This window comes from Polaromonas sp. JS666, from assembly GCF_900103405.1.
In the GTDB taxonomy this organism is placed as follows: Bacteria; Pseudomonadota; Gammaproteobacteria; order Burkholderiales; family Burkholderiaceae_C; genus Polaromonas.
Genome location: NZ_FNHX01000012.1, coordinates 36,972 through 60,784, shown reverse-complemented (window position 1 = coordinate 60,784; position 23,813 = coordinate 36,972). Strand labels below are relative to the sequence as shown.

The 23,813-nt window shown below is 65.1% G+C and carries 21 protein-coding genes and 2 tRNA genes; 6 read left to right on the top strand and 17 right to left on the bottom strand.

Annotated elements, in window-relative coordinates:
- Positions 1 to 4 precede the first annotated feature (4 nt).
- The 8 genes from rseP to rpsB all read right to left on the bottom strand — a co-directional run bounded on the left by rseP (position 5) and on the right by rpsB (position 7,381).
- Complete coding sequence (gene rseP / locus BLQ85_RS21110; protein ID WP_074579934.1) at positions 5 to 1,381, bottom strand: RIP metalloprotease RseP; 1,377 nt, start codon at positions 1,379 to 1,381, stop codon at positions 5 to 7.
- Between the two features lies 1 nt (position 1,382).
- On the bottom strand, positions 1,383 to 2,570 hold the full coding sequence (gene ispC / locus BLQ85_RS21105) for a 1-deoxy-D-xylulose-5-phosphate reductoisomerase (RefSeq protein WP_074579933.1): 1,188 nt from the start codon (positions 2,568 to 2,570) through the stop codon (positions 1,383 to 1,385).
- Between the two features lie 7 nt (positions 2,571 to 2,577).
- A complete protein-coding gene (locus BLQ85_RS21100; protein WP_074579932.1) occupies positions 2,578 to 3,438 on the bottom strand; it encodes a phosphatidate cytidylyltransferase in 861 nt (286 codons plus the stop codon).
- A complete protein-coding gene (gene uppS / locus BLQ85_RS21095; protein ID WP_074579931.1) occupies positions 3,438 to 4,178 on the bottom strand; it encodes a polyprenyl diphosphate synthase in 741 nt (246 codons plus the stop codon). The genes BLQ85_RS21100 and uppS overlap by 1 nt, the downstream gene beginning before the upstream one ends.
- Before the next feature lie 27 nt (positions 4,179 to 4,205).
- The gene (gene frr, locus BLQ85_RS21090) at positions 4,206 to 4,766 is read right to left on the bottom strand and encodes a ribosome recycling factor (protein WP_007866405.1); all 561 of its coding nucleotides are present in this window, start codon (positions 4,764 to 4,766) and stop codon (positions 4,206 to 4,208) included.
- Positions 4,767 to 4,814: 48 nt separating this feature from the next.
- Positions 4,815 to 5,525: a UMP kinase gene (gene pyrH, locus BLQ85_RS21085; RefSeq protein WP_036838012.1), complete on the bottom strand. Its 711-nt coding sequence runs from the start codon at positions 5,523 to 5,525 to the stop codon at positions 4,815 to 4,817.
- Positions 5,526 to 5,588: 63 nt separating this feature from the next.
- On the bottom strand, positions 5,589 to 6,503 hold the full coding sequence (tsf, locus tag BLQ85_RS21080) for a translation elongation factor Ts (RefSeq protein WP_007866399.1): 915 nt from the start codon (positions 6,501 to 6,503) through the stop codon (positions 5,589 to 5,591).
- Between the two features lie 125 nt (positions 6,504 to 6,628).
- Positions 6,629 to 7,381 (bottom strand): 30S ribosomal protein S2, encoded by a 753-nt coding sequence (rpsB, locus tag BLQ85_RS21075; protein WP_074579930.1) that lies wholly within the window; start codon positions 7,379 to 7,381, stop codon positions 6,629 to 6,631.
- A 169-nt stretch (positions 7,382 to 7,550) separates the two neighbouring features.
- Between rpsB and BLQ85_RS21070 the strand changes: the two genes are divergently transcribed.
- From BLQ85_RS21070 to BLQ85_RS21060, 3 genes are all read left to right on the top strand, one after another.
- Positions 7,551 to 8,903: an amidase gene (locus tag BLQ85_RS21070; protein ID WP_074579929.1), complete on the top strand. Its 1,353-nt coding sequence runs from the start codon at positions 7,551 to 7,553 to the stop codon at positions 8,901 to 8,903.
- Positions 8,904 to 9,022: 119 nt separating this feature from the next.
- A complete protein-coding gene (locus tag BLQ85_RS21065; protein ID WP_074579928.1) occupies positions 9,023 to 10,282 on the top strand; it encodes a D-amino acid dehydrogenase in 1,260 nt (419 codons plus the stop codon).
- 47 nt (positions 10,283 to 10,329) lie between these two features.
- The gene (locus BLQ85_RS21060; RefSeq protein ID WP_074579927.1) at positions 10,330 to 11,823 is read left to right on the top strand and encodes a bifunctional ADP-dependent NAD(P)H-hydrate dehydratase/NAD(P)H-hydrate epimerase; all 1,494 of its coding nucleotides are present in this window, start codon (positions 10,330 to 10,332) and stop codon (positions 11,821 to 11,823) included.
- A 12-nt stretch (positions 11,824 to 11,835) separates the two neighbouring features.
- Here BLQ85_RS21060 and BLQ85_RS21055 read toward each other — a convergent pair whose 3' ends face one another.
- Together BLQ85_RS21055 and rnr are read right to left on the bottom strand one after the other, a co-directional pair.
- On the bottom strand, positions 11,836 to 12,393 hold the full coding sequence (locus BLQ85_RS21055) for a YggT family protein (RefSeq protein WP_074579926.1): 558 nt from the start codon (positions 12,391 to 12,393) through the stop codon (positions 11,836 to 11,838).
- A gap of 61 nt (positions 12,394 to 12,454) precedes the next feature.
- Positions 12,455 to 14,767, bottom strand: a complete 2,313-nt coding sequence (gene rnr, locus BLQ85_RS21050; protein WP_074579925.1) for a ribonuclease R — start codon at positions 14,765 to 14,767, stop codon at positions 12,455 to 12,457.
- On the opposite strand from rnr, the gene BLQ85_RS24710 reads away from it, so the two are divergent.
- Positions 14,720 to 14,929: a hypothetical protein gene (locus BLQ85_RS24710; RefSeq protein WP_217631836.1), complete on the top strand. Its 210-nt coding sequence runs from the start codon at positions 14,720 to 14,722 to the stop codon at positions 14,927 to 14,929. The genes rnr and BLQ85_RS24710 overlap by 48 nt on opposite strands.
- Positions 14,930 to 14,933: 4 nt before the next feature.
- Positions 14,934 to 15,018, top strand: a tRNA-Leu gene (locus tag BLQ85_RS21045).
- Between the two features lie 132 nt (positions 15,019 to 15,150).
- Here BLQ85_RS21045 and rimO read toward each other — a convergent pair.
- From rimO to BLQ85_RS21020, 5 genes are all read right to left on the bottom strand, one after another.
- Positions 15,151 to 16,560, bottom strand: coding sequence for a 30S ribosomal protein S12 methylthiotransferase RimO (gene rimO / locus BLQ85_RS21040; protein ID WP_074579924.1), 1,410 nt, complete (start codon positions 16,558 to 16,560; stop codon positions 15,151 to 15,153).
- A gap of 98 nt (positions 16,561 to 16,658) precedes the next feature.
- On the bottom strand, positions 16,659 to 17,150 hold the full coding sequence (gene phaR / locus BLQ85_RS21035) for a polyhydroxyalkanoate synthesis repressor PhaR (protein WP_051001938.1): 492 nt from the start codon (positions 17,148 to 17,150) through the stop codon (positions 16,659 to 16,661).
- Positions 17,151 to 17,423: 273 nt separating this feature from the next.
- A tRNA-Val gene (locus BLQ85_RS21030) sits at positions 17,424 to 17,500 on the bottom strand.
- 57 nt (positions 17,501 to 17,557) lie between these two features.
- A complete protein-coding gene (locus BLQ85_RS21025) occupies positions 17,558 to 19,819 on the bottom strand; it encodes a RelA/SpoT family protein (RefSeq protein WP_074579923.1) in 2,262 nt (753 codons plus the stop codon).
- Positions 19,820 to 19,847: 28 nt separating this feature from the next.
- Positions 19,848 to 20,753: an alpha/beta fold hydrolase gene (locus tag BLQ85_RS21020; protein ID WP_074579985.1), complete on the bottom strand. Its 906-nt coding sequence runs from the start codon at positions 20,751 to 20,753 to the stop codon at positions 19,848 to 19,850.
- Positions 20,754 to 20,871: 118 nt separating this feature from the next.
- Here BLQ85_RS21020 and BLQ85_RS21015 point away from each other — a divergent pair, with 118 nt between their 5' ends.
- Positions 20,872 to 21,654: a 3-hydroxybutyrate dehydrogenase gene (locus BLQ85_RS21015; RefSeq protein WP_074579922.1), complete on the top strand. Its 783-nt coding sequence runs from the start codon at positions 20,872 to 20,874 to the stop codon at positions 21,652 to 21,654.
- Between the two features lie 6 nt (positions 21,655 to 21,660).
- Here the strand turns inward: BLQ85_RS21015 and BLQ85_RS21010 are convergent, their stop codons facing one another.
- Positions 21,661 to 22,755: an NAD(P)/FAD-dependent oxidoreductase gene (locus BLQ85_RS21010; protein WP_175456167.1), complete on the bottom strand. Its 1,095-nt coding sequence runs from the start codon at positions 22,753 to 22,755 to the stop codon at positions 21,661 to 21,663.
- Positions 22,755 to 23,792, bottom strand: coding sequence for a histone deacetylase family protein (locus tag BLQ85_RS21005; protein WP_074579920.1), 1,038 nt, complete (start codon positions 23,790 to 23,792; stop codon positions 22,755 to 22,757). The genes BLQ85_RS21010 and BLQ85_RS21005 overlap by 1 nt, the downstream gene beginning before the upstream one ends.
- Positions 23,793 to 23,813 lie beyond the last annotated feature (21 nt).

Below are 23,813 nucleotides of genomic sequence, written 5' to 3'. Positions count from 1 at the left end.
GGAATTAGCCCAAGAGCCGGGTGACATCGTTAAACAGGGCAACACACATCATGCCCAGCAGGATCGCAACGCCACCGCGTTGCAACCGGTCCATCCAGGCGTCAGACACGCCTCGGCCAGTGATCCCCTCCCAAAGATAATACATCAGGTGCCCCCCATCCAGAACCGGCAGCGGGAGTAAATTCAGGATGCCAAGACTCACGCTGATCAGGGCCAGGAAGGTCAGGTAATAGCTCCAACCCAGGCCGGCCGACTTGCCCGCATAGTCGGCAATCGTGAGCGGCCCGCTGAGGTTCTTGAGCGAAGCCTGGCCGGTCAGCATTTTCCCCATCATGCGCAGGGTGAGCGCGGACACCTGCCAGGTCCGCACTACCCCTTGCCACAGGCCGTCAACAAAGCCGTAGCGCACCGTCACGAATTCGGGCGCGGTCCCCACATAGGCGTCGATACGGGGCACCACCGTCCCGTTCACGGTCTTGAGTTCCGGGGTGACCTGCAGCGCTAGCGTCCGGCCGGCGCGAACGACCTGCCAGTTCTGGGGCGCTACCGCAGCCCCGCTCGCGCTGGAAGCCGGAACCGAGGTCCGTATGGTTTCACGCAAATGCTGGCCGTCCACGATGGCAGTATCGCCAATGCGTACCACCACATCGCCGGCATGCAGGCCGGACTTTTCGGCCGCGCCCCCGGGCATGACATCCCCGATCACGGGGCGGGTCCAGGGCCCCAGGATGCCGATTTTGCGGAACAGCTGGGCATCAGCTTCGGGAGCGCCCAGGCGACTGAGCGGCAGACGCACCGTTTGCCCGGCGCCGGCGGTGTCTGCGCCTAACACCAGCGTGAGGTCACGGCCGTCAAGTGCGCCCTGGGTCAGGCGCCAGCGCAGGTCCTCAAAAGAGCGGACGTCCTGGAGTTCATCACCTTCAAAAGCCGCCTGCGCCACTGTTTCCTGGCCGCGCAGGCCGGCTTTTTCCGCGAGCGATCCGGCCACGGGGCTGGCGAGAACGGCTTTGGGCTCCTGCAAGCCGCTCCAGTTGAGGATGGCGTACAGCAGCACGGCCAGCAACAGGTTGGCCGCCGGACCTGCCGCCACCACGGCGGCACGCGATTTCAGCGGCTGGGTGTTGAAGGCCAGGTGGCGCTCGCCCGGGTCGACGGGCGCTTCACGCTCGTCCAGCATCTTGACGTAGCCGCCCAGGGGCAGCATGCCGATGGAAAACTCGGTGGACTTGTTCTTAAGCTTCCAGCTGTAAATCGGCTTGCCGAATCCGATCGAAAATTTAAGGACCTTGATGCCGCAGGCCACAGCCACCCGGTAGTGTCCGTATTCGTGCACGGCAATCAGGATTCCCAGCGTCACAACGAAAGAAACCAGGGTCAGCATGTCAGGGCTCCAGTTGTCCGGCAATGCGAAGGGCAAGGCGGCGAGCCTGCCCATCCAGACCGAGCAGGCCTTCAATATCACTTACCTCTGAGGGTGCCAGGGCCTCCAAAGTTGCGTGATTTACATGGTGAATATGGTCAAACCGTATGCGTTTTTCAAGAAAGGCGGCGACAGCCACCTCGTTGGCCGCATTCAGCACGGCGGTGCTGCCCACGGGCCCGTTCAGCACCTCCCAGGCCAGCGGCAGCCCCGGGAAGCGCGCGTCATCGGGCACTTCGAAGGTCATGGTGGCCAGCGACCTGAAATCCAGGGCCTTGGCCCCCGACACCACCCGGTCGGGCCAGGCCAGGCCGTAAGCGATGGGAACGCGCATGTCGGGCGTTCCCAGTTGCGCCACCACCGAGGTGTCGCGGTACTGCACCATGGAGTGGATGATGCTCTGGGGATGGATCACGACCTCGATCTGCTCGGGCGCCAGGCCGAACAGGTACTTCGCTTCGATCACCTCCAGGGCCTTGTTCATCATGGTGGCCGAGTCGACCGAGATTTTCCTGCCCATCACCCAGTTCGGGTGGGCGCAGGCTTCGTCGGGCGTGACATGGCGCAGGCTGGCGGCATCGCGGGTACGGAAGGGCCCGCCGGAGGCGGTCAGGATGATTTTTTCGACGCGCTCGCCCCATGTCGCGGCGTCTTCAGGCAAGGACTGGAAGATGGCCGAGTGCTCGCTGTCTATAGGCAGCAGCTTGGCGCCGCCGGCGCGCACCGCCTGCATGAAGACCTCGCCGCCTACCACCAGCGCTTCCTTGTTGGCCAGCAGCAGGCGTTTGCCCGTGCGGGCCGCCGCCATGCAAGGCGCCAGGCCCGCCGCACCCACGATGGCTGCCATCACGGTGTCCACCGATTCATGCGAAGCGATCATTTCCAGCGCATCGGGCGCCGACAGCACCTGCACGGGCAATTGGTGGGCCTTGACCTTGTCGGCCAACTGGCGGGCATGCGGCTCGCTCGCCATCACGGCATAGCGCGGCTTGAACTGGACGCACTGAGCCAGCATCAGGTCGACCTGGGTCGCCGCGCTGAGCGCGAACACTTCAAAACGCTCGGGATGGCGCGCGATCACGTCCAGCGTGTTGACGCCTATGGACCCGGTGGAGCCCAGAACGGTGATGCGCTGCTTGCTGAAGGACATGGCGGACTTAAAGGGTGACCAGCATCATCGCCAGGGGCAACGTGGGTAACAGAGCGTCAACGCGGTCCAGCACCCCGCCGTGGCCGGGCAGCAGGCCGCTGGAGTCCTTGACCCCCGCGCTGCGCTTGATCAGCGATTCGACGAGGTCGCCCACCACACTCATGGCCGCCAGGAAAATAACCGCCAAAAGCATGACCACCAGGCCGTGGCTGGCCACCAGCCGGCTGTAAAGCGTGGCCTCGCCCCAAAAACCGGCGCCGCCTGAGGCGATTCCCGCGTACGCCCATGCGAGCGACAGCGCGACCACACCAGCCATGCCGCCCCAGACGCCCTCCCAGCTTTTGCCCGGGCTGATCGAAGGCGCCAACTTGCCCTTGCTGAAGCGGCCGCCGAAGGTGCGTCCGGCGAAGTAGGCAAAGATATCGGCCACCCAGACCAGCAGCAGCACGGACAGCAGGAAATTGATACCGGCGACACGCGCCTGGGCGACGGCCAGCCAGGCCAGCCACAGCGCGACCAGCCCCGCCGCGAGCCGCAGCGCCTTGGGAATATGCGGCCAGCCGGCCACGCCCTTGCGCAGCAACCAGCCGCCGGCCAGCACCCAGGCGGCGCCGGCGGCAGCCCAGAGCATGGGCAAGGGCTTATCCAGCAGGCCGGCGTACCAGGACAGCGCGCAGGCCGCCACGCTCACAAGGCCCAGCCCCAGCGAAACGCCCTGCCCATAGCCGTTGAGCCGGCCCCACTCCCAGGCACCCGCCGCGATCAGCAGCAGCGCCACGGCGCAAAAGGGTTGGGGGGTGGAATAAAAAAGGGCGGGCAGCAGGATGGCCAGCAGGACAATCGCCGTGATGACACGCTGTTTAAGCATCAAGCCGCCTTTGCATTGTGGTTGTTACCCTGGCCGCTGACCTGCGCGGAGGTCTGGCCAAAACGCCGTTCGCGGGTGCGAAAAACGGCAATCGCCTCATCGAGCGCTGTCTCGTCGAACTCGGGCCACAGCTTGTCGGAAAAATGCAGCTCCGAATAGGCCGCCTGCCACAGCAGGAAGTTGCTGATGCGCAGCTCGCCGCCCGTGCGTATCAGCAGGTCCGGGTCGGGCACGTGCGCCATCGCCATGGCCCGGCCCAGCGACAGTTCGGTGATGGCCTCGCCGCGGCTGGCCAGCTTCTGCGCAGCTTGCGCGATGTCCCAGCGGCCGCCGTAGTTGAAGCAGACATTAAAAACCAGCCGGCTGTTGGCCGAAGTATCCAGCTCGGCCTTTGCCAGGCCGGCCCTGACCTTCTCGGAGAGCCGCTCGCGGTCTCCGATGAAGTGCAGTTGCACGCCGTTTTCATTGAGGCTGGGCACTTCCTTGGCCAGTGACAGGGCCAGCAGCTCCATCAGGCCCGACACCTCTTCGGAGGGCCGGTTCCAGTTTTCCGATGAAAACGCGAACACCGTCAGCACGCCGATGCCGCGCTCCAGGCAGGCACGCACGCAGCGGCTCAGCGAATCAACGCCCTGCTTGTGGCCCGCGATGCGGGGCAAAAACCGTTTGGTCGCCCAACGGCCATTGCCGTCCATGACGATGGCAATGTGGCGCGGGACCGGATGGGAGGTGGTGGCCATGGACAATTCAGGCCAGACGCTGAAGCGTCAAACCGCCATGATGTCTTGTTCCTTGCCGGCGACCAGTTTGTCGACTTCGGCAATGAAACGGTCGGTGAACTTCTGGATGTCGTCCTGGGCGCGGCGCTCGTCATCCTCGGACGCGAGCTTTTCCTTGACCAGTTTCTTGATGCCGTCGTTGGCATCGCGGCGCAGGTTGCGAATCGCGACCTTGGCGTGCTCGCCCTCGGAACGCACGACCTTGGTGAGCTCCTTGCGGCGCTCTTCGGTCATCGGCGGCATGGGGACGCGGATCAGGTCTCCCTGCGCCGCGGGGTTGAGGCCGAGGTCGGAATCGCGGATGGCTTTTTCAATCTTGGCGCCCATGCCCTTTTCCCAGGGCGAGACGCTGATGGTGCGCGCGTCGAGCAGCGACACATTGGCAACCTGGCTGATCGGCACCATCGAGCCGTAGTAGTCGACATGCACGGTGTCGAGCAGGCCGGGGTTGGCGCGGCCGGTGCGGATCTTGGTCAGGCCGTTCTTGAACGAGTCGATGGACTGCAGCATTTTTTGCTCTGCCAGCTGCTTGACGTCAGCAATGCTCATGGTCGGATCTCCGGATTTTTATGGCGAAAAAAAGCAAGCCCTGAAAGCTCAGACGTGAACCAGTGTTCCTTCGTCTTCTCCCTGTACCACGCGCTTGAGCGCACCGTGCTTGAAGATGCTGAACACCTTGATGGGCAGCTTCTGGTCGCGGCACAGCGCGAAGGCGGTGGCATCCATGACCTCGAGGTTTTTTCCCATGGCTTCATCAAACGTGATGTTGGTGTAGCGCGTGGCCTTCGGGTCTTTCTTGGGGTCCGCAGTGTACACACCGTCGACCTTGGTGGCCTTGAGCACGATCTCGGCGCCTATCTCGGCGCCGCGCAGCGCTGCCGCCGTGTCGGTGGTGAAAAAAGGATTGCCGGTGCCGGCCGCGAAAATAACCACCTTGCCCTCTTCGAGGTACTGCAAGGCCTTGGGGCGGACGTAAGGTTCGACCACGCGCTCGATGCCGATGGCCGACATCACGCGGGCGATGAGGCCGGCCTTGTCCATGGTGTCGCCCAAAGCCAGGGCATTCATCACGGTGGCCAGCATGCCCATGTAGTCGGCGGTGGCGCGGTCCATGCCGACCGAGCCGCCCGCCACGCCGCGGAAAATATTGCCGCCGCCAATCACCACCGCCACTTCGACGCCCATGCGGGTGACCTCGGCGATTTCCTCCACCATGCGCACGATGGTGGCGCGGTTGATGCCGAAGGCATCGTCCCCCATCAAGGCCTCACCTGACAGTTTTAACAAGATTCGCTTGTAGGCTGGCATGTGAGGGGCTTTCTGTGGTTGAAGTGAAGGGGAGTTTAGCGGCCTTCCGGCTAGGCTGAGTGCTTAAGCGGCCTTGGCGGCTGCAACCTGGGCGGCGACTTCGGCGGCGAAATCGTCGACCTTCTTCTCGATGCCTTCGCCCACCACGTACAACGTGAAGGACTTGATCGTGGTCGCCTTTTCCTTGAGCATTTGCTCAACGGTCTGCTTGTCGTTCTTGACGAAAGTCTGGTTATACAGGCTGACTTCCTTCAGGTACTTTTGCACGCCGCCTTCGATACGCTTTGCAACAATTTCAGCGGACTGCACGGGCTTGCCTTCGGCCTGGGCCTTGGCGGCATCTTCAGCAGCCTTGGCGGCGGCCACAGAGCGCTCTTTGGCGACCAGTTCGGCGGGAACTTCGGCGCTGGACAGCGACACGGGCTTCATCGCGGCCACGTGCATGGCAACGTCCTTGGCGGCGGCTTCGTCGCCCTCAAACTCCACCACCACGCCAATGCGCGTGCCGTGCAGGTAAGAAGCCAGCTTGCTGCCGGTAAAACGCTTGAAGCGGCGCACGCTCATGTTTTCGCCGATCTTGCCGATCAGGCCCTTGCGCACGTCTTCGACCGTGGGGCCGAAACCGTCCAGCGACAGGGGCATGGCGCCCACGGCTTCCACGTCGGCCGGGTTGTTCTTGACGATGCCTTCGACCACGCCTTTGGTGAACGCCAGGAAGCTGTCGTTCTTGGTCACGAAGTCGGTTTCGCAGTTGACTTCAACCAGCGCGCCCACATCGCCTTCACGGTGCGCAGCCACCACACCTTCGGCGGTGACGCGGGAAGCGGCCTTGCCGGCCTTGCTGCCGAGCTTGACGCGCAGGATTTCTTCCGCTTTTTCGAAATTACCTTCCGCCTCGGTCAGTGCCTTCTTGCACTCCATCATCGGGGCGTCGGTCTTGGCGCGCAGTTCAGCGACCATGCTTGCAGTAATTGCCATTTTGATTCTCCGTTTATCGTGTTCACAAGGATGGGCCGACAGGGCCTATCCCTTCTTGATGCTTGAGTTGTGAAAAAGGGGCTACGCGAGCCCCTTTTTCGCGTCTGGCGCAGCGCCGAAAACTATCAGGCGGCTGCGTTGTCCACTTCCACGAACTCGTCCGAGCTCTCGGCGGAAACTGCCTTGACAACGTCGTTCACGGCGTTGGCACGGCCTTCCAGGATCGCGTCGGCGATGCCGCGGGCATACAGCGCCACGGCCTTGGAGGAGTCATCGTTGCCGGGGATCACGTAATCGATGCCGATGGGCGAGTGGTTGGAGTCAACCACGCCGATCAGGGGAATGCCGAGCTTCTTGGCTTCCAGGATCGCAATTTTGTGGAAGCCCACGTCGATCACGAAGATGGCGTCCGGCAGGGCGTTCATGTCCTGAATGCCGCCGATGTCCTTCTCGAGCTTTTCGATTTCGCGCTTGAAGGTCAGTTGTTCTTTTTTGCTGATGGATTCGAGGCCGGCTTCCTGCTGGGCCTTCATCTCTTTCAGGCGCTTGATCGAGGTCTTGACCGTCTTGAAGTTGGTCAGCATGCCGCCCAGCCAGCGCTGGTCAACGTAAGGAACGCCAGCGCGCTTGGCTTCGGTGGCAACGATTTCGCGGGCCTGGCGCTTGGTGCCCACCATCAGGATGGTGCCGCGGTTGGCGGACAGCTGCTTGGCGAACTTCATCGCCTCCTGGTACATCGGCAGCGATTTTTCCAGGTTGATGATGTGAATACGGTTGCGATGGCCAAAGATGTAGGGGGCCATCTTGGGGTCCCAGAAGCGGGTTTGGTGTCCGAAATGAACGCCTGCTTCCAGCATTTCGCGCATAGTGGTCGACATAAAAATACTCCAAAAGGTTGTGTCTAAAATCAGCGCTTATCGCCCTTGTCGGGACAACACCTTGGGTGGCTGATTTGCGATTTGCATTGCAAATAACAAAATCGTCATTTGCAAAGCCTGTCGAGTATAACATCCCTCAGCCCTCCTCTCCTGAGCCCCCTCCCATCCCATGAGCCAGCTCTCCCTTCCCGGCGACCTCCATGCCGTCCGCCAGGCACTCCAGGCCGGCCATCTGCAAGCCCCGGACATCCTGGCGCAAGCTGCCCTGGCCGCCCAAAGCGAGGCCTGCCGCCATGTTTTCATGCCCGGTTCGCCGGCAGACCCGGCTGAAACGCCGAAAAACACGCCCTCCGGCGATGCCGGTCAGGCGCTTGCCGGGATTCCGGTGTCCGTCAAGGACTTGTTCGACGTGGCCGGCCAGGTCACCGCCGCCGGCTCCAAAGTGCTGGCGCATGCCGCCCCGGCCCAGGCCGACTGCCCCGCGGTGGCCCGGCTCCGGGCCGCCGGCGCGGCACTGGTGGGCCGGACCAATATGGTCGAATTCGCCTTCTCGGGCGTGGGAATCAACCCGCATTACGGAACGCCGGCCAACCCGGCCGATCCGGCCACGGCGCGCATCCCGGGCGGTTCGTCCTCAGGTGCGGCGGTGTCAGTGGCTACAGGCGCGGCCCTGGTGGGCCTGGGCTCGGACACGGGCGGCTCCATCCGCATCCCCGCCGCACTGTGCGGCATCGTCGGCTTCAAAAGCACGGCCCGCCTGGTGCCGACCGCGGGCGCCCTGCCCTTGTCCACCAGCCTGGACACCGTATGCGCCCTGACGCGATCGGTGCGCGACGCCGTGACCGTGCACGAGGTGCTGGCGGCGCGCCAGGTCGGGCTGACCGGCAAGCCCCTGTCCGGCTACCGCCTGGCCGTGGCCGGCACGCTGATGCAGGACGCCTTGAGCCGCACGGTGGCCCAGGCCTTTGAACGCAGCCTGCAGGTCTTGCGCGAGGCCGGCGCGAAGATCGTGGAGATCCCGCTCGGGGAAATCACCGAGCTAGCGGCTATCAACGCCACCGGCGGCCTGTCGGCGGCCGAAAGCTACGCCTGGCACCGCAAGCTGATCGCCGAGCACCAGGCCGGCTACGACCCGCGTGTCGCGCTGCGCATACTGCGCGGCGCCGCGATGAGCGCGGCCGACTACATTGACCTGCTGGCGGCGCGCAAGGACTGGATAGCCCGCATGGAAGCACGCCTGGACGGCTTTGACGCCGTGCTGTCGCCCACCGTGCCCCTGGTCGCGCCGCCCATCGCCGGTTTGCTGGGCGACGACACCGAATTTTTTAGAGTCAACGGCCTTTTGCTGCGCAATACCTCCGTGGTTAACATGCTCGACGGTTGCGCGATTTCCCTGCCCTGCCACACACCTGGCCAGTTGCCCGTGGGCCTGATGCTGTGGCACGCGGCCCTGCATGACGACGCGGTGCTGGACCTGGCCCTGCAAGTGGAAGCTGCCCTGGCACGGTCGCTACAACAATAACCGCCGCAACCCCTCCTGTCCGGGCTCGCGGCCTGCTCACCCATAAAAAAAACAATGCACCACAAGATTTCCCGTCCCAAACGCCCGGCACCCACGCCACGCCGCCGCGGAGCCTTCGCATGAGGATCGCCGTCATTGGCGCCGGCATCATCGGCATCACCACCGCCTACGAACTGGCACTGGATGGTCACGAGGTCACGGTGTTCGAACGCCGCGGCGCGGCGGCCGAAGAAACCAGCTTTGCCAACGCCGGCCTCGTCGCGCCCGGCTACGTCACGCCCTGGGCCGCGCCCGGCATGCCGCGCAAGGTCCTCAGCCACCTGTTCAGCCGCCACGCCCCGGTCAAGCTCGGCTTGCCGCTGTCGGCCAGCGAACTCGCGTGGATGTGGCAATGGTTTCGCGCCTGCAAGCTGGACACCTACCTGGCCAACCGCGCGCGCATGCAGCGCCTGGCTTTTTACAGCCGCGAAAGGCTGCACCACCTGACGGCCGAACTGCAGCTCGAATACGACGGCAGTCCCGGCTACATGGTGCTGCTGCGTTCCGAAAAAGACAGCAAGCTGGTGCAGCCCGGCCTGGCGGTGCTGCGCGACGCGGGCGTGGCCTTCAAGGAAATCGGCCCCGAGGAGGTCCTCAAGATCGAGCCGGCGCTGAACCCCGACACGCCCTTCCTGGGCGCCGTGCACCTGCCCAACGACGAGGTGGCCAATTGCCGGCAGTTTGCGCTGCTGCTGAAGAACGAGGCCCAGCGCCTGGGTGTGAATTTTGAGTTCAACACCACAGTGGCCCGGCTGGAGCAGGCGCAACCCGCCAGCCTGGCCATCGCCGGTGAAAGCACGCCGCGCGGCTTCGACCGGGTGGTCATGTGCGCGGGCCTGGCTTCGGCGCAGCTTTTGCGGCCGCTGGGCCTGAAGATTCCGATGGCCGCGGTCTACGGCTATTCCATCAGCGCGCCAATTCGCGAACCCCTGAACGCGCCGCGCAGCGCGCTGATGGATGAACGCTACAAGGTGGCGATTTCGCGCATGGGCAACCGCGTGCGTGTGGCCGGCAGCGCCGAAATCGGCGGATCGCTGGACAACAAGCGCGCAGCCTCGCTGCAAACCCTTTACAAGGTTCTGCACGACTGGTTTCCCGGCGCGGCCCAGCTCTCCAACACCGGCTCCAGCGTGCAGGAATGGAAAGGCGCCAGGCCCATGCTGCCCGACGGGCCGCCCATCATCGGCGACAGCGGCATCCCCGGGCTCTGGCTCAACCTGGGCCATGGCTCCAGCGGCTGGGCGCTCAGCTGCGGCAGCGCGCGGGCGCTGGCCGACCTCATGGCCGGCAAAAACACCGACATCGACATGGAGGGCCTGGGCGTCGCGCGCCTGGCTTGAGCCCGGCCCGCCGGCCTTTTTTGCGCCCGCGGCCGCACAATCGGGCCATGCGAAAAATTTCCAGCGCCCACAGCGAGCCGCTTCACGGCGTGGCGGCCACCCGCGAACTTGAACGGCTGGCCGCAGCCGGCCGCCCGCCGCATGCGCTGATGCAGCGGGCCGGCCTGGCGGTCGCGCGCCTGGCGCTGGCCCTGGCGCCGCACGCGCGGCGCATCTGGGTGGCCTGCGGCCCCGGCAACAACGGCGGCGACGGCTTCGAGGCCGCCATGCACCTGCACCACTGGGGGAAAAGCGTGACCCTGACCTGGACCGGCCTGCCGTCCGGAAAAGCCGGCCAGCCGCCCGACGCCCAGGCCTCGCGCGAACGGGCCTTGGCCGCCGGCGTGCCCATGGCCGCGCAGCCACCCGAGGACTTCGATTTCTGCATAGACGCCCTGCTGGGCATAGGCAGTGCGCTGGATCCGGCCCGGCCGGGCACGACCTTGATGCTGGACTGGCTGGCGCGCATGCAGGCCGGAACCGCCCCACGGCTGGCGGTGGATGTACCCACCGGCCTGGATGCAGACACAGGAACTTTCAACGCCGGGCCTGCCACAGCCTCAGGTGTCTTTACCCTCAGCCTTTTGACCCTGAAGCCGGGCCTCTTCACCGCAAACGGCCGCGACTGCGCGGGCCAGGTATGGTTTGACGACCTTGGCACGGCGACCGCCGGCGCGCCGGCGCCCGATGCCTGGCTGCTGGGCGCCGACCGCGCGTCGCGCACACCCAGGCATACCAATCCGCATGCCAGCCACAAAGGCAGCTTCGGCGACGTGGCGGTGCTGGGCGGGGAATCCAGCGCCCGCAGCCACATGGCGGGCGCCGCGCTGCTGGCCGCGCGGGCCGCGCTGCACGCGGGCGCCGGCCGGGTGTATGTGGCGCTGCTCGGCAGCCCGGTGCTCAGCACGGATCCCCAACAACCCGAATTGATGTTTCGCGCCCCGGAGGCGCTGGACCTGGCAAGGCAGGTGGTGGTGTGCGGCTGCGGCGGCGGCGATGCCGTGCGCGCCGTGCTGCCCAAGGTGCTGTCGGCGGTGCCCCGGCTGGTGCTGGACGCGGACGCGCTCAACGCCATCGCCGGGGACACGCAGCTGCAGGCCCAGCTCGCGGCCCGCCGCCACCGCGGCTACGCGACGGTGCTCACGCCCCATCCGCTCGAAGCCGCCCGGCTGGCCGGGACCAGCGCCCAAGAGGTGCAAGCCGGCCGCCTGGTTCACGCCCGCCAGTTGGCTGAGCGCTTTCAGTGCGTCGTGGTCCTCAAGGGTTCGGGAACCGTGATCGCCGCGCCTGGACAAGCCAGCGCCATCAACAGTAGCGGCAATGCCCTGCTGGCCACGGCGGGCACGGGCGATGTGCTGGCCGGCATGCTGGGGGCGCGTATGGCCGGAGGATTGGAAGCTTTTGAAGCGGCGTGCGGCGCCGTGTTCGCCCACGGCCGCATAGCGGACGAATGGCCCGCAGGCGGCCAGGCGCTGACGGCGTCGGGGCTGGCCAATGCCTAGATCGCTAGGCCACTAAACCAGGACCATCAAGGCGATCTGCAGCAGCACGATCAGCACCAGCGCCGAGATGTCGACCCCGCCCACGACGGGGATCACCCGGCGCAGCGGCGCCAGCACAGGCTCGGTCAGGCGGCCCAGCAAGGCATAGGCCGGTGAGCCGGGCTGCACCCACGAAAGAATGGCAAAACCCAGCACCAGGATGAACAGGGTTTGCAGCGCCACGCGCACCAGCATCTTGAGCGCGAACGACAGCAGCGTCAGCAGGATGACGGGCGCCCACTCAAGCGCGCCCAGCAGCAGGCCGAACAGCAGCGCCCACAGCAAGGCATAGGCCAGCGCCAGCACGGCGGCGGCGATCACGCTGGCCCAGTCCACCCGCGACTGCGCCAGCGACCTGGGCAATGCCCTGCGCAGCGGCTTGACCAGCCAGTCGGTCAGGGCCATGACAAAGCTGCCCGGTTGGGCGCTCATGTTGACCCGGACCCAGTTCATCCAGGCGCGCAGCAGCGCCGCGGCAATCAGCAGGAAAAAAATGGTTTCCAGAAGAAACGACAGGATGCGGATCAGCATGCGCGGCCTGCCCTGTGCGAGAGAAGATAGGAAAAACAATCCATGGCTCTTTCCTGGACGCCTAGCGGCGGGGCTTCTTGCCCTGCTTGCGCCCGGCGCTGCCGGCGGCCTTCTTGACGGCGGCCTTCAGCGCCTGGATGGGTGACTTGGGCGTGCGCTCGCTGCCGGCGCTGCGGCCCGGACTGCCGCCACGGCTGCCCGAGCGGGCCTCCGTGCGCTTGCCCGCCGTCTTTTTGCCGACCTTGCCGGTGCGGGGTTCGGCGACATGGCGCGCGGCGCCGCGCTCCTGGGCCGGCAGCTCGGTGGCATGGCCGCCGGTCTTGTCCTTCATGGCGCGACCGACCAGGTCCTGGCCTTCGTTCACCAGCCGGAAGTCGATCTTGCGGCCGTCCAGGTCAACCCGGCTGACCTGCACCCTCACCCGTGTGCCGATGGCGTAACGGATGCCGGTGCGCTCGCCGCGCAGTTCCTGACGGGCTTCATCGAAACGGAAGTATTCGCCGCCCAGCTCGGTGATGTGCACCAAGCCCTCGACGTACATCGCGTCCAGCGTGACGAAGATGCCGAAGCCGGTGGCCGCCGTGACGACACCGCCGAACTCCTCGCCCAGGTGCTCGCGCATGTATTTGCACTTGAGCCAGGCCTCGACGTCGCGGCTGGCTTCGTCGGCGCGGCGCTCGTTGGCGCTGCAATGCAGGCCGGCGGCCTGCCAGGCGAGTTCGTCGGCGCTGGCTTTTTTGGGCTTTTGCGTGGGTTCCTTGACGCGCGAGGCCAGCCGCTTGGACAGCTTGGCCTCGGCCTCGCCCGGCGTGGGCAGTGTCGGCAACTGGTATTTGGCCTTGTTGAGCACCGCCTTGATGACCCGGTGCACCAGCAGGTCGGGATAGCGCCGGATCGGGCTGGTGAAGTGCGTGTAGGCCTCGTAAGCCAGGCCGAAGTGGCCGCTGTTCATGGGCGTGTAGATGGCCTGCTGCATGGAGCGCAGCAGCATGGAGTGGATTTGCTGCGCGTCCGGCCTGTCCTTGGTGGCCAGCGCGATGCGCTGGAACTCGCCGGGCTCCGGGTCGTCGGTGATGGTCATGCCGACGCCGGCGGCCTTCAGGTAGTTGCGCAGCATCTCCTTCTTCTCGGGCGTCGGCCCCTCGTGCACGCGGTACAGGCCCACATGCTTGCTCTGCGAGATGAAGTCGGCCGAGCAGACGTTGGCGGCCAGCATGGCCTCCTCGATCAGGCGGTGGGCCACGTTGCGGGTACGGGGCACGATTTTTTCAATGCGCCCCGCTTCATCGCAGACGATTTGCGTTTCGGTGGTTTCAAAGTCCACCGCGCCGCGTACACCGCGCTCCTTGAGCAAGGCCTGGTAAACGTCGTGCAGATCCAGCAGGTGCGGCACCAGTGCCTTGCGCTGCGCGGCTTCGGGGCCGCGCGTGTTGGCCAGGATGGCGGCGACCTCGGTGTAGGTGAAGCGCGCATGGCTGAACATCACCGCCGGGTAGAACTGGTAGGCGTGGACCTCGCCCTTGGCATTGACCAGCATGTCGCAGACCATGCACAGGCGCTCGACGTTGGGGTTGAGCGAGCACAGGCCGTTGGAGAGTTTCTCCGGCAGCATGGGAATCACGCGGCGCGGAAAGTACACGCTGGTGGCGCGGTCATAGGCGTCGATGTCGATGGCGCTGCCGGTTTCCACATAGTGGCTCACGTCGGCAATCGCCACCAGCAAGCGCCAGCCCTTGCCGCGGCCGACCTTGGCCGGTTCGCAATACACGGCATCGTCAAAGTCGCGGGCGTCTTCGCCGTCTATGGTGACAAGCGGCACGTCGGTCAGGTCGATGCGGTGCTTTTTGTCGGCGGGCCGCACGGCATCCGGCAAGGCGCGGGCCAGGGCCAGCGCCTCGTCGCTGAATTCATGCGGCACACCGTATTTGCGCACCGCGATTTCGATTTCCATTCCGGGGTCGTCGATCTCGCCCAGCACTTCCTTGACGCGGCCCACGGGCTGGCCGAATAGCGCCGGCGGCTCGGTGAGCTGCACCACCACCACCTGGCCGGCCTTGGCCGTGCCGGTGGCGCCCTTGGGGATCAGCACGTCCTGGCCGTAGCGCTTGTCTTCGGGCGCGACCAGCCAGACGCCGCTTTCCTGCAACAGGCGGCCGATGATGGGATTGGAAGAGCGCTCGATGATCTCGGTCACCCGGCCTTCGGGCCGGTTTTTGCGGTCATGCCGCACGATGCGCGCCTTGACGCGGTCCTTGTGCAGCACCGCGCGCATTTCATTGGGCGGCAGGTAAATATCGGCCTCGCCGTCGTCGCGCAATACGAAACCATGGCCGTCGCGGTGGCCGGAAACGGTGCCTTCGAATTCAGCGAGCAGACCGGAGGAATGGGCGGACGATCCGCCCGCATGGGAATGAGTTGTTTTGATAAAAAGTCTCTTTTTGTTGGGGCTGCTGGTTTTGAGTATGCAGCCGAAATATTTCAGGAAAATTTGTGGGCCGGGGCCTCAGAATGCGTTCAAGTAATGGTACACTGCTAGCTGTGCCCGGGTGGCGGAATTGGTAGACGCGCACGGTTCAGGTCCGTGTATCGCAAGATGTGGAGATTCGAGTTCTCTCCCGGGCACCAGATACACCAAACAGCTTTGCCAGACTCTGAAACGAGCTCTGGAAGAAAGCAAGATTAAAGCCACTGTGACCCAGTGGCTTTTTTTGTTTCCGGGCCCCGCCTTGCGGCCCGGTTTTTCGTGCGCCGGCTTGATCAAACAGGCACGGCCACCAGGTCGTGGCCCTGGGTTCCGACGATGCGGGCCCGGGTGAATTCGCCTACTTTCAGCGTCTTGCTGATTTTTTCGGGCGGCAGCAACTTGACCACGCCGTCGATCTCGGGCGCATCGGCATAAGAACGCCCGATACCGCCCTTGCGGCCCATCGCGGGCGCCGAATCCACCAGCACCTGCATGGTCGCGCCTATACGCTGCTGCAGCTTCTGGCTGGAAACCGCCTCCGCCACGGCCATGAAACGGGCGCGCCGCTCTTCACGCAATTCCATCGGCAGCATGCCCGGGATGTCGTTGGCAGTGGCACCCTCCACCGCGCTGTAGGCAAAGCAGCCCGCGCGGTCGATCCTGGCTTCGCGCATGAAATCGAGCAGGTGCTCGAACTCGGCCTCGGTCTCACCGGGAAAACCGGCGATAAAAGTGCTGCGGATCACGATCTCGGGGCAGATTTCGCGCCAGCGCGCAATGCGCTCGAGGTTTTTCTCGCCGCTGGCCGGCCGCTTCATGCGCTTGAGCACATCCGGATGGCTGTGCTGCAGCGGAACGTCCAGGTAAGGCAGCACCTTGCCGGTGGCCATCAGCGGCAACACTTCATCCACGCTTGGATATGGATAGACGTAATGCAAGCGCACCCAGGCACCATAGGGCTCGGCGATCTCGCCCAGCGCCTGCACCAGCTCCAGCATGCGCGTCTTGACGGGCTTGCCGTCCCAGAAGCCGGTGCGGTACTTCACGTCCACGCCGTAGGCCGAGGTGTCCTGGCTGATCACCAGCAGTTCCTTGACGCCGCCCTCAAACAGTGCACGCGCCTCGTTAAGCACATCGCCTATGGGCCGCGACACCAGGTCGCCGCGCATCGAAGGGATGATGCAAAAGGTGCAGCGGTGGTTGCAGCCTTCGCTGATTTTCAGGTAGGCGTAGTGCCGGGGCGTGAGCTTGATGCCCGCAACGCCGAAAGCGTTGGGAACCAGGTCCACAAAAGGATCGTGCGGTTTGGGCAAATTCAGGTGCACCGCGTCCATGACTTCCTGCGTGGCATGCGGGCCGGTCACGGCCAGCACGCTGGGGTGCATCTGGCGCACCAGGTTGCCGCCGTCCTCGCCGGCCTTGGCGCCCAGGCAGCCGGTGACGATGACCCGGCCGTTTTCGGCCAGCGCCTCGCCAATGGTGTCCAGGCTTTCCTTGACCGCGTCGTCGATAAAGCCGCAGGTGTTGACGATGACCAGGTCCGCGCCCTCGAAGGTTTTGGAGGTCTGGTAGCCCTCGGCACTTAGCTGCGTGAGGATCAGCTCGGAGTCGGTCAGGGCTTTGGGGCAGCCCAGGCTGACAAAACCAACGCGGGGCGCGGCCTTGGCGTTAGCAGGGGCGGATGGGGAAATTACGTCGCTCATGGGGTCTATTGTCTCAGGGTAAGCGTCAGGGCGAACCGTGAACCCCGGATGGCCTTCAACGGCCTGCATGCGCACGGGCACAAGGCCCCGCGTTCAGTTCATTTTTTCAAGCCGAAAGCCTGCAGCATCTGCTCGCTCTGCTTTTGCATCTGCTCTTGCATCTGCGTGAAAACGTTCTTGGATTGCTCCACATAGGTGCCCATCATTCCCTGCATCATGGGCGACTGCGCATTCATGAACTGCGCCCACATTTCAGGTGTCAGCCCCTTGGACTGCTCGGCCATCTTGACCTGCAGGTCCATGAAGCTTTGGACATTTTTCTCCAGGTAGGCGCCCATGAAGCCCTGCATCGCATTGCCGTAAAAACGGATGATGTTGGCCAGCACGGCCTCGGTGAACATGGGCGCGCCGCCGGTCTCTTCCTCGAGAATGATCTGCAGCAGGATGCTGCGCGTCAGGTCTTCGTTGGTCTTGGCATCGCGCACCACAAAATCGGCGCTCTCCATTACCAGCTGCCGCACCTCGGTGAGCGTGATGTAGGTCGAGGTCTCGGTGTCGTAGAGCCGCCGGTTCGGGTACTTCTTGATCACGCGGGACGCCGCAGCCTTGCCGGCAGCCCGGCCGCTTCTGGCGCCGGAATTACCGTCGGCAGCCGCATCGCCCTGTGAAGGCGGAAGGCCGGATGCCGGGCTGGTGGATTTGCTTTTTGGCACTGATTTCTCCTCTGAATGACGGCCAGCGATCAAGCGCCGGGGTTCAATACATTCTAGGAATTCTGATGTACACAATCCCCTTGGTTTACCCTGTGTGATGGGCCCGCATCATGGATGCAAAAGCCTGGACAGGAACCGTTTCGAGGGAATTGGTAGGCGCGATTGGACTCGAACCAACGACCCCCACCATGTCAAGGTGGTGCTCTAACCAGCTGAGCTACGCGCCTAAGGACTGTTCGAAGCTAGCATTGTAGCACGACAAATTGCGGTTCCGCCACGTGCGCTCAGCGCCTTCGTGCGGAACGCACACCCGGCACCTCGGCCACGACGGCCAGCACCTGGTTGAGGCGGCCTGATTGCGCCACTTCCACGGTGAAAGTCATCCAGGCTGTGCCGCCGCGGTTGTCTTTCACCGACTGCGTCTGCACGCCGATCACGTTCATTTTTTCCTTGGCGAAGACCTCGGAAATATCGCGCAGCAGACCCTGCCGGTCGGCTGCCTCGACGGCGACGTCCACCGGATACACCGCACCATCGGGTGTCTTGGGCGAATTCCATTGCACCTCGATCACGCGGTCCGGGCTGCCGGCGGCCATGTTGCGGAAGTTGCTGCAGTCGCTGCGGTGGATGCTGACGCCCTTGCCCTTGGTGACAAAACCGAGAATCTCATCGGGCGGCGCGGGTTTGCAGCACTTGGCCAGCTGCGTGAGCAGGGATCCCATGCCGACCACCAGCACACCGCCCGCCGCCTTCTTGGCGTTCGGGTTGGGTGCTCGGGCTTTTTTTGCCAGCACGTAATCGTCCTGGCTCAAGACCGGTTCGGGCGGCCTGAGCATGTTCTCTATGGTGCGCAGGGACAACTCGTCTTTGCCCACAACCTCAAACAAATCATCCGCCGCCTTGAAGCCGAGCTGCGCCGCCAGGTCGTCCAGCTTCATCGCCGTCTTGCCTTCGCGCTGCAGCAGTTTTTCCACGGCCTCGCGGCCCCTGGCCACGGTCTGCTCCATGGCCAGCGCGTTGAACCAGGCGCGCACCTTGGACTTCGCGCGATGGCTGCTCAGAAAACCAAGCTCAGGGTTGAGCCAGTCGCGCGAAGGCCCGCCCTCCTTGACGGTGATCACCTCCACGGTCTGGCCGTTCTGCAGCGGTGTATTGAGCGGCACCATGACGCCGTCGATGCGCGCGCCGCGGCAGCGATGGCCCAGGCTGGTATGCACGCTGTAGGCAAAGTCCACCGTGGTCGCGCCCTGCGGCAGCTCCACGATGGCGGCGTCCGGCGTCAGCACGTAGATGCGGTCCTCGAACAGGCCTTGCTTGGCGTCACGCGCGCGCTGGGCCGCCGGCCCCGAAAGATCACGCTCCCAGGCCAGCAACTGGCGCAGCACGGCGATCTTGGCGTCGTATTCGCTGCTGGCCGAGACACCGCCGTAGCCCTTGGTGCCGGCCTCCTTGTAGGCCCAGTGTGCGGCCACGCCGTGCTCGGCGTGGTCGTGCATGGCCTGGGTGCGCACCTGGATTTCCACCGCCCTGCCCGCCTCATCGCGCACCACCGTGTGCAGCGACTGGTAGCCGTTGCTCTTGGGCTTGGCGATGTAGTCGTCGAATTCGCCGTCCACCGGCGTGAAGCGCGAATGCACGTAGCCGAGCGCCGCATAGCAGCCTTTCACGTCGGCGGCGATCACGCGCAGCGCGCGTATGTCAAAAACCTGCTCGAAGTCCAGCGACTTGCCGCGCATTTTTTTCACAATGCTGTAGATGTGCTTGGGCCGCCCCTGCACCAGCGCGGCAATGCCGTTCTGGTTGAGTTCGCGCTCCAGCTGCGCGCGCAGGGCTTCCATAAAGCCTTCGCGCTCCACCCGCTTTTCGTCGAGCAGGCGGGCCGTCTGCTTGTAGGTCTCGGGCTCCAGGAAACGGAAAGCCAGGTCCTCCATTTCCCATTTGATCTGCCAGATGCCCAGGCGGTTGGCCAGCGGCGCAAAAACATGCAGCGATTCGTAGGCCAGCGGCAGCGGCGCGGTCTGCCGCGTCGCGGCGTAGTGGCGCAAAGTCTGCAGGCGGGACGCCAGCCGCAGCATGACCACACGCAGGTCGCGCGAGAAGGCCAGCAGCATCTTGCGCACGTTTTCGGTCTGCGCGGCCGGGTCGTCCAGCAGCTGGGCCTTGGCATTCGCCGAACGCGCCTGGCGCTGCACCTGGACCAGCTTGGTGGTCTCCATCGCCAGCGCGGCGTAGTTGGCGCCGAAGGCCTTGGTGATCACTTCCTGCGGCTTGTTCAAATGCTGGCAGGCATAGACCAGGTAGCTGGCCGCCTGCATGGCTTCGGAGCCGCCTATGGTCTTGAGGATGGCCGCCACCGCGTCGGCATGGGCGAGGATGTTTTCACCCGTGTCATGCGTTTCGCTGGCGATCAGGGGCTCGGCGAACGCGCGGGCGCGGGCCAGCGCATGCGGCTGGTCCGGCAGGCTGTCGGCCGTGGCGGTCACGATGGAGGCATTCGCCCCCTGGGAGGCTGTCGGGCCACCGGGCCCGACCACATTGCTTTTCATGAAACTTCAGTCAAATGGTTGCGCGGCCTCAGCCCAGCAAAAAGCCTGTCACGGCGGCGAGCTGGTCGGGCGCGATCAGCGTGGGCGCATGTCCCACGCCTTCGAATTCCACCACGCGGGCACGCGGCCCGCGCTGCGTCATGGCCTGAGCCGTTTGCGGGCTCAGCAAGTCGGATTGCCGGCCCCGTATTACCAGGGTGTCGGCCTTGATATTGTCGTAGAGCTGCCAGAGCATGGTCTCGCCCTGGCGCGCGGATTCCTCGGTTTCCTGCTTGAAAGGCACGGCGATGGCCGGGTCGTAGTGCAGGCGCCACTTGGCATCGGCGGCTTCAGAAACGCGCCTGAGCATGGGGCGCGACAGTGCCAGCCACTGCTCGGGCGTGTGCGGGCCGAAGCTCTGGGAGATCGCCCACATCGCATCGGCCGCCTCCTGCACCGAGCCGAAGTGGCCGGCCTGGCCCAGGTAGGCGCCAATACGCACAATCGCCTGCCATTGGATGGCCGGGCCGACATCATTGAGCACCAGCCTGCGCACAGGCACCGGCAAAGGCAAGTTGGGCGTTCCACACACCGCCACACCGATCAGCCCGCCCATGCTGGTGCCCACCCAGTCCAGCGAGGCCACCGGCGCCTGGGCGTGCAACTGGCCCAGCATCGCCAGCATGTCGCCCGCATAGGTGCGCAGCTGGTAGCCCATGGGGTCCTTGAGCCAGTCGCTTTCGCCGCGGCCCACCACATCGGGGCAAACCACGCGCACGTCGGCCTGCTCGCACAGCGCCCGCGCCAGCACATCAAAATCGCGCCCCTGGCGCGACAGGCCGTGCACACAGACGACGAGGTGCGAGCTGTCCGCCCTGCCCCACTGCCAGTAAGCCATGCGGTGGCCGCCGCCAGCATCGGGGCAGTTTACGTAGTTCAGCGTAGGTTGGGTCATGGTGCGGCGGTTCAATTCAAAGGCTTGATAATTGCTTGAGAAATCAACCCGGCGCCAGGTGCACGGCGCGAGGTTCGGATTCCCAGTTCAACCATCGTAAATCATCCGGAGAAACAATATGCTCAAAGGTAAAACAGCCCTCGTCACCGGCTCGACCAGCGGGATAGGCCTGGGCATCGCCAAGGCGCTGGCGGCGCAAGGCGCCAACATTGTCATTAACGGCTTCGGCGACGTGGACGGCCCCAAGGCCGAGGTGGAAGCGCTGGGCGCGCGCGTGGCCTACCACGGCGCCGACATGAGCAAGGTCGCCGACATCGAGGACATGATGCGTTATGCCGTCGCGCAGTTCGGCCAGGTCGACATCCTGGTCAACAACGCCGGCATCCAGCACGTGGCCCGCGTCGAGAACTTCCCGGTCGAGCGCTGGGACGCCGTGATCGCCATCAACCTGAGCAGCGCCTTCCACGCCACCCGCCTGGCCCTGCCCGCCATGCTGGCGGCCAACGGCGGCAAGGGCTGGGGCCGCATCATCAACGTGGCCTCGGTCCACGGCCTGGTCGGCTCGGCCGAAAAATCCGCCTACGTCGCCGCCAAGCACGGCATCGTGGGCCTGACCAAAGTCACCGCGCTCGAGAACGCCACCACGGGTGTCACCTGCAACGCCATCTGCCCCGGCTGGGTGCTCACGCCCCTGGTGCAAAAACAGGTGGATGCCAAGGCCGCCGCCGGCAACATCAGCAACGAGGCGGCGACCAAGCAATTGCTGGGCGAAAAAGAACCCTCCATGCAATTCACCACGCCCGAAGAACTGGGCGCGCTGGCGGTGTTTTTCTGCTCGCCGGCCGGCAACAATGTGCGCGGCGTGGCCTGGAACATGGACGGCGGCTGGGCGGCGCAGTAAGCGGCCTTACAGCAGCCGGCTCACATAGTCGCCAATCGCCAGCGAGCTCGTGAGCCCCGGCGATTCAATGCCGAAGAGATTGACCAGGCCCGCCACGCCGTGATCGCGGGGGCCCTGGATGAGGAAGTCCTTGGCGGCCTCATGGGGCGCCTGGATCTTGGGGCGTATGCCGGCATAACCCGGCGCCAGCGCATCGTCGGCCAACGCCGGCCAGTACTTGCGCACCTCGGCGTAAAAAGCCTCGCCGCGCGCCGGGTCCACCACCAGGTCGTCGGGCGAATCCACCCACTGCACATCGGGACCGAACTTGGCCTGGCCGCCCATGTCCACCGTCAGGTGCACGCCCAGGCCCGCGGCCTCGGGCACGGGATAGATCAGGCGGCTGAACGGCGAGCGTCCCGGCAGCGTGAAGTAGTTGCCCTTGGCGTAATGACTGGGCGGCACATGCCGCGCAGGCAGGCCGGCAAAGCGCCCGGCCAGCTGCTGGGCCTGCAGCCCTGCGGCGTTGACGACGCTTGTGGCTTCGAGCTCGGTGCCGTCTTGCGCCGCCAGGTAAATCGCCGATGCTGAGCATTCAGCACGTGCCAGCGGTGAATTGAGCGCAACCAGCCCACCTGCGTTCTCGAGGTCGCCCTGCAGCGCCAGCATCAGGCCGTGGCTGTCAACAATGCCGGTGCTGGGTGAATGCAGCGCGGCCACACATTCGAGTTGCGGCTCCAGCGCGCGGGCCTGCTCGCGTGTCAGCAGCACCAGGTCATTCACCCCATTGGCCGCGGCCTTGTCGCGTATGCCCTGCAGCTGCGCAACTTGCGCCTGGCTGGTCGCCACAATCAGCTTGCCGCAGCGCCTGTGGCCTATGCCGCGTTCGGCGCAGTAGGCATACAGCAGCTCCTTGCCCTCCACGCACAGCCTGGCCTTGAGCGAGCCTTGCGGGTAGTAAATGCCGGCGTGTATCACCTCGCTGTTGCGCGAGCTGGTGCCCGTGCCTATCGCATCGGCGGCCTCCAGCACCATGACCTCCCTGCCCCGCAACGCCAGCGCGCGCGCCACGGCCAGGCCCACCACACCCGCGCCTATCACCACGCAGTCGACTTTGTCCATCAGCAGCCTTCAAAACCTTCAATGACGTTGACGGCATTGGTGCCCAGTTCGGCGGCCGCATAGCCGCCTTCGAGCACAAACACCGTGGGCAGGCCCAGCTTGCCCAGGCGCTCGCCGAGGCGGATGAAATCATCCGGCTGCAGCGCGAATTTGGAGATCGGGTCCCCGGCAAAGGTGTCCAGGCCCAGCGACACCACCAGCGCGTCCGCCTTGAAGCCGGCGATGCGCAGGCAGGCCGCTTCCAGCGCCTCGAACCAGCGCGCCGCCGTGCAGCCCGCCGGTAGCGGCAGGTTCAGGTTGAAGCCCGCGCCCGCACCCGCGCCGGTTTCGTCGGCATGGCCCAGGTAAAACGGATACTCGGTCATGGGGTCGCCGTGCAGGCTCACAAACAGCACGTCGGCGCGGTCGTAAAAAATGCTTTGTGTGCCGTTGCCGTGGTGGTAATCCACGTCCAGCACCGCCACACGCGCCGCGCCGCCACTCCGCAGTGCCTGGGCGGCCACCGCGGCATTGTTCAAAAAACAATAGCCCCCCATGAAGTCGGGCCCCGCATGGTGCCCGGGCGGGCGGCTGCAGCAAAACACGGCGCGTTCCCCTGCCGTGAGCAGGGCCGCCGCACTGGCGGCGGCATCCGCGCCGGTCTTGGCGGCCTGCCAGGTGCCGGCAGATAGCGGCGTGCCGCTGTCCATCGAATACAAGCCCAGCCGCGCGGTGAAGTTGAGCGGCTCCACGTCGCTGCGCAGCGTGCGCACCGGCCATACCGAGGGAAAGGGCTGGCGCTGCTCGTTGCCGGCCTCCAGCTGCACCCAGTCGCGCCAGGCATGTTCCAGAAACGCCAGGTAGCGGGCGCTGTGCACCTTGGCCAGCACCGCGCGGCTGTCGGCATCGGGCGTCTGCAGCACATGGCCGCGTTCGCTCAGGCGGGCTTTGACGTAGTCGGCGCGCGCAGGTGTTTCAAAACAGGGCACGCGCTCGCCGCGAAAAAATTCGTACTGCGGGGCATGGGCGTGGTGGCTGTCGCTGAAAAAGGTAAGCATGGCGGCGGGGTTGGGGCAAAA

What these genes read in the sequence shown, in the direction of transcription:
- rseP (WP_074579934.1), bottom strand. Translation starts at nt 1,381, where the DNA reads ATGCTGACCCTGGTTTCTTTCGTTGTGACGCTGGGAATCCTGATTGCC.
- ispC (WP_074579933.1), bottom strand. Translation starts at nt 2,570, where the DNA reads ATGTCCTTCAGCAAGCAGCGCATCACCGTTCTGGGCTCCACCGGGTCC.
- BLQ85_RS21100 (WP_074579932.1), bottom strand. Translation starts at nt 3,438, where the DNA reads ATGCTTAAACAGCGTGTCATCACGGCGATTGTCCTGCTGGCCATCCTG.
- uppS (WP_074579931.1), bottom strand. Translation starts at nt 4,178, where the DNA reads ATGGCCACCACCTCCCATCCGGTCCCGCGCCACATTGCCATCGTCATG.
- frr (WP_007866405.1), bottom strand. Translation starts at nt 4,766, where the DNA reads ATGAGCATTGCTGACGTCAAGCAGCTGGCAGAGCAAAAAATGCTGCAG.
- pyrH (WP_036838012.1), bottom strand. Translation starts at nt 5,525, where the DNA reads ATGCCAGCCTACAAGCGAATCTTGTTAAAACTGTCAGGTGAGGCCTTG.
- tsf (WP_007866399.1), bottom strand. Translation starts at nt 6,503, where the DNA reads ATGGCAATTACTGCAAGCATGGTCGCTGAACTGCGCGCCAAGACCGAC.
- rpsB (WP_074579930.1), bottom strand. Translation starts at nt 7,381, where the DNA reads ATGTCGACCACTATGCGCGAAATGCTGGAAGCAGGCGTTCATTTCGGA.
- BLQ85_RS21070 (WP_074579929.1), top strand. Translation starts at nt 7,551, where the DNA reads ATGAGCCAGCTCTCCCTTCCCGGCGACCTCCATGCCGTCCGCCAGGCA.
- BLQ85_RS21065 (WP_074579928.1), top strand. Translation starts at nt 9,023, where the DNA reads ATGAGGATCGCCGTCATTGGCGCCGGCATCATCGGCATCACCACCGCC.
- BLQ85_RS21060 (WP_074579927.1), top strand. Translation starts at nt 10,330, where the DNA reads ATGCGAAAAATTTCCAGCGCCCACAGCGAGCCGCTTCACGGCGTGGCG.
- BLQ85_RS21055 (WP_074579926.1), bottom strand. Translation starts at nt 12,393, where the DNA reads ATGCTGATCCGCATCCTGTCGTTTCTTCTGGAAACCATTTTTTTCCTG.
- BLQ85_RS24710 (WP_217631836.1), top strand. Translation starts at nt 14,720, where the DNA reads ATGGCCGTCGCGGTGGCCGGAAACGGTGCCTTCGAATTCAGCGAGCAG.
- rimO (WP_074579924.1), bottom strand. Translation starts at nt 16,560, where the DNA reads ATGAGCGACGTAATTTCCCCATCCGCCCCTGCTAACGCCAAGGCCGCG.
- BLQ85_RS21025 (WP_074579923.1), bottom strand. Translation starts at nt 19,819, where the DNA reads ATGAAAAGCAATGTGGTCGGGCCCGGTGGCCCGACAGCCTCCCAGGGG.
- BLQ85_RS21020 (WP_074579985.1), bottom strand. Translation starts at nt 20,753, where the DNA reads ATGACCCAACCTACGCTGAACTACGTAAACTGCCCCGATGCTGGCGGC.
- BLQ85_RS21015 (WP_074579922.1), top strand. Translation starts at nt 20,872, where the DNA reads ATGCTCAAAGGTAAAACAGCCCTCGTCACCGGCTCGACCAGCGGGATA.
- BLQ85_RS21010 (WP_175456167.1), bottom strand. Translation starts at nt 22,755, where the DNA reads ATGGACAAAGTCGACTGCGTGGTGATAGGCGCGGGTGTGGTGGGCCTG.
- BLQ85_RS21005 (WP_074579920.1), bottom strand. Translation starts at nt 23,792, where the DNA reads ATGCTTACCTTTTTCAGCGACAGCCACCACGCCCATGCCCCGCAGTAC.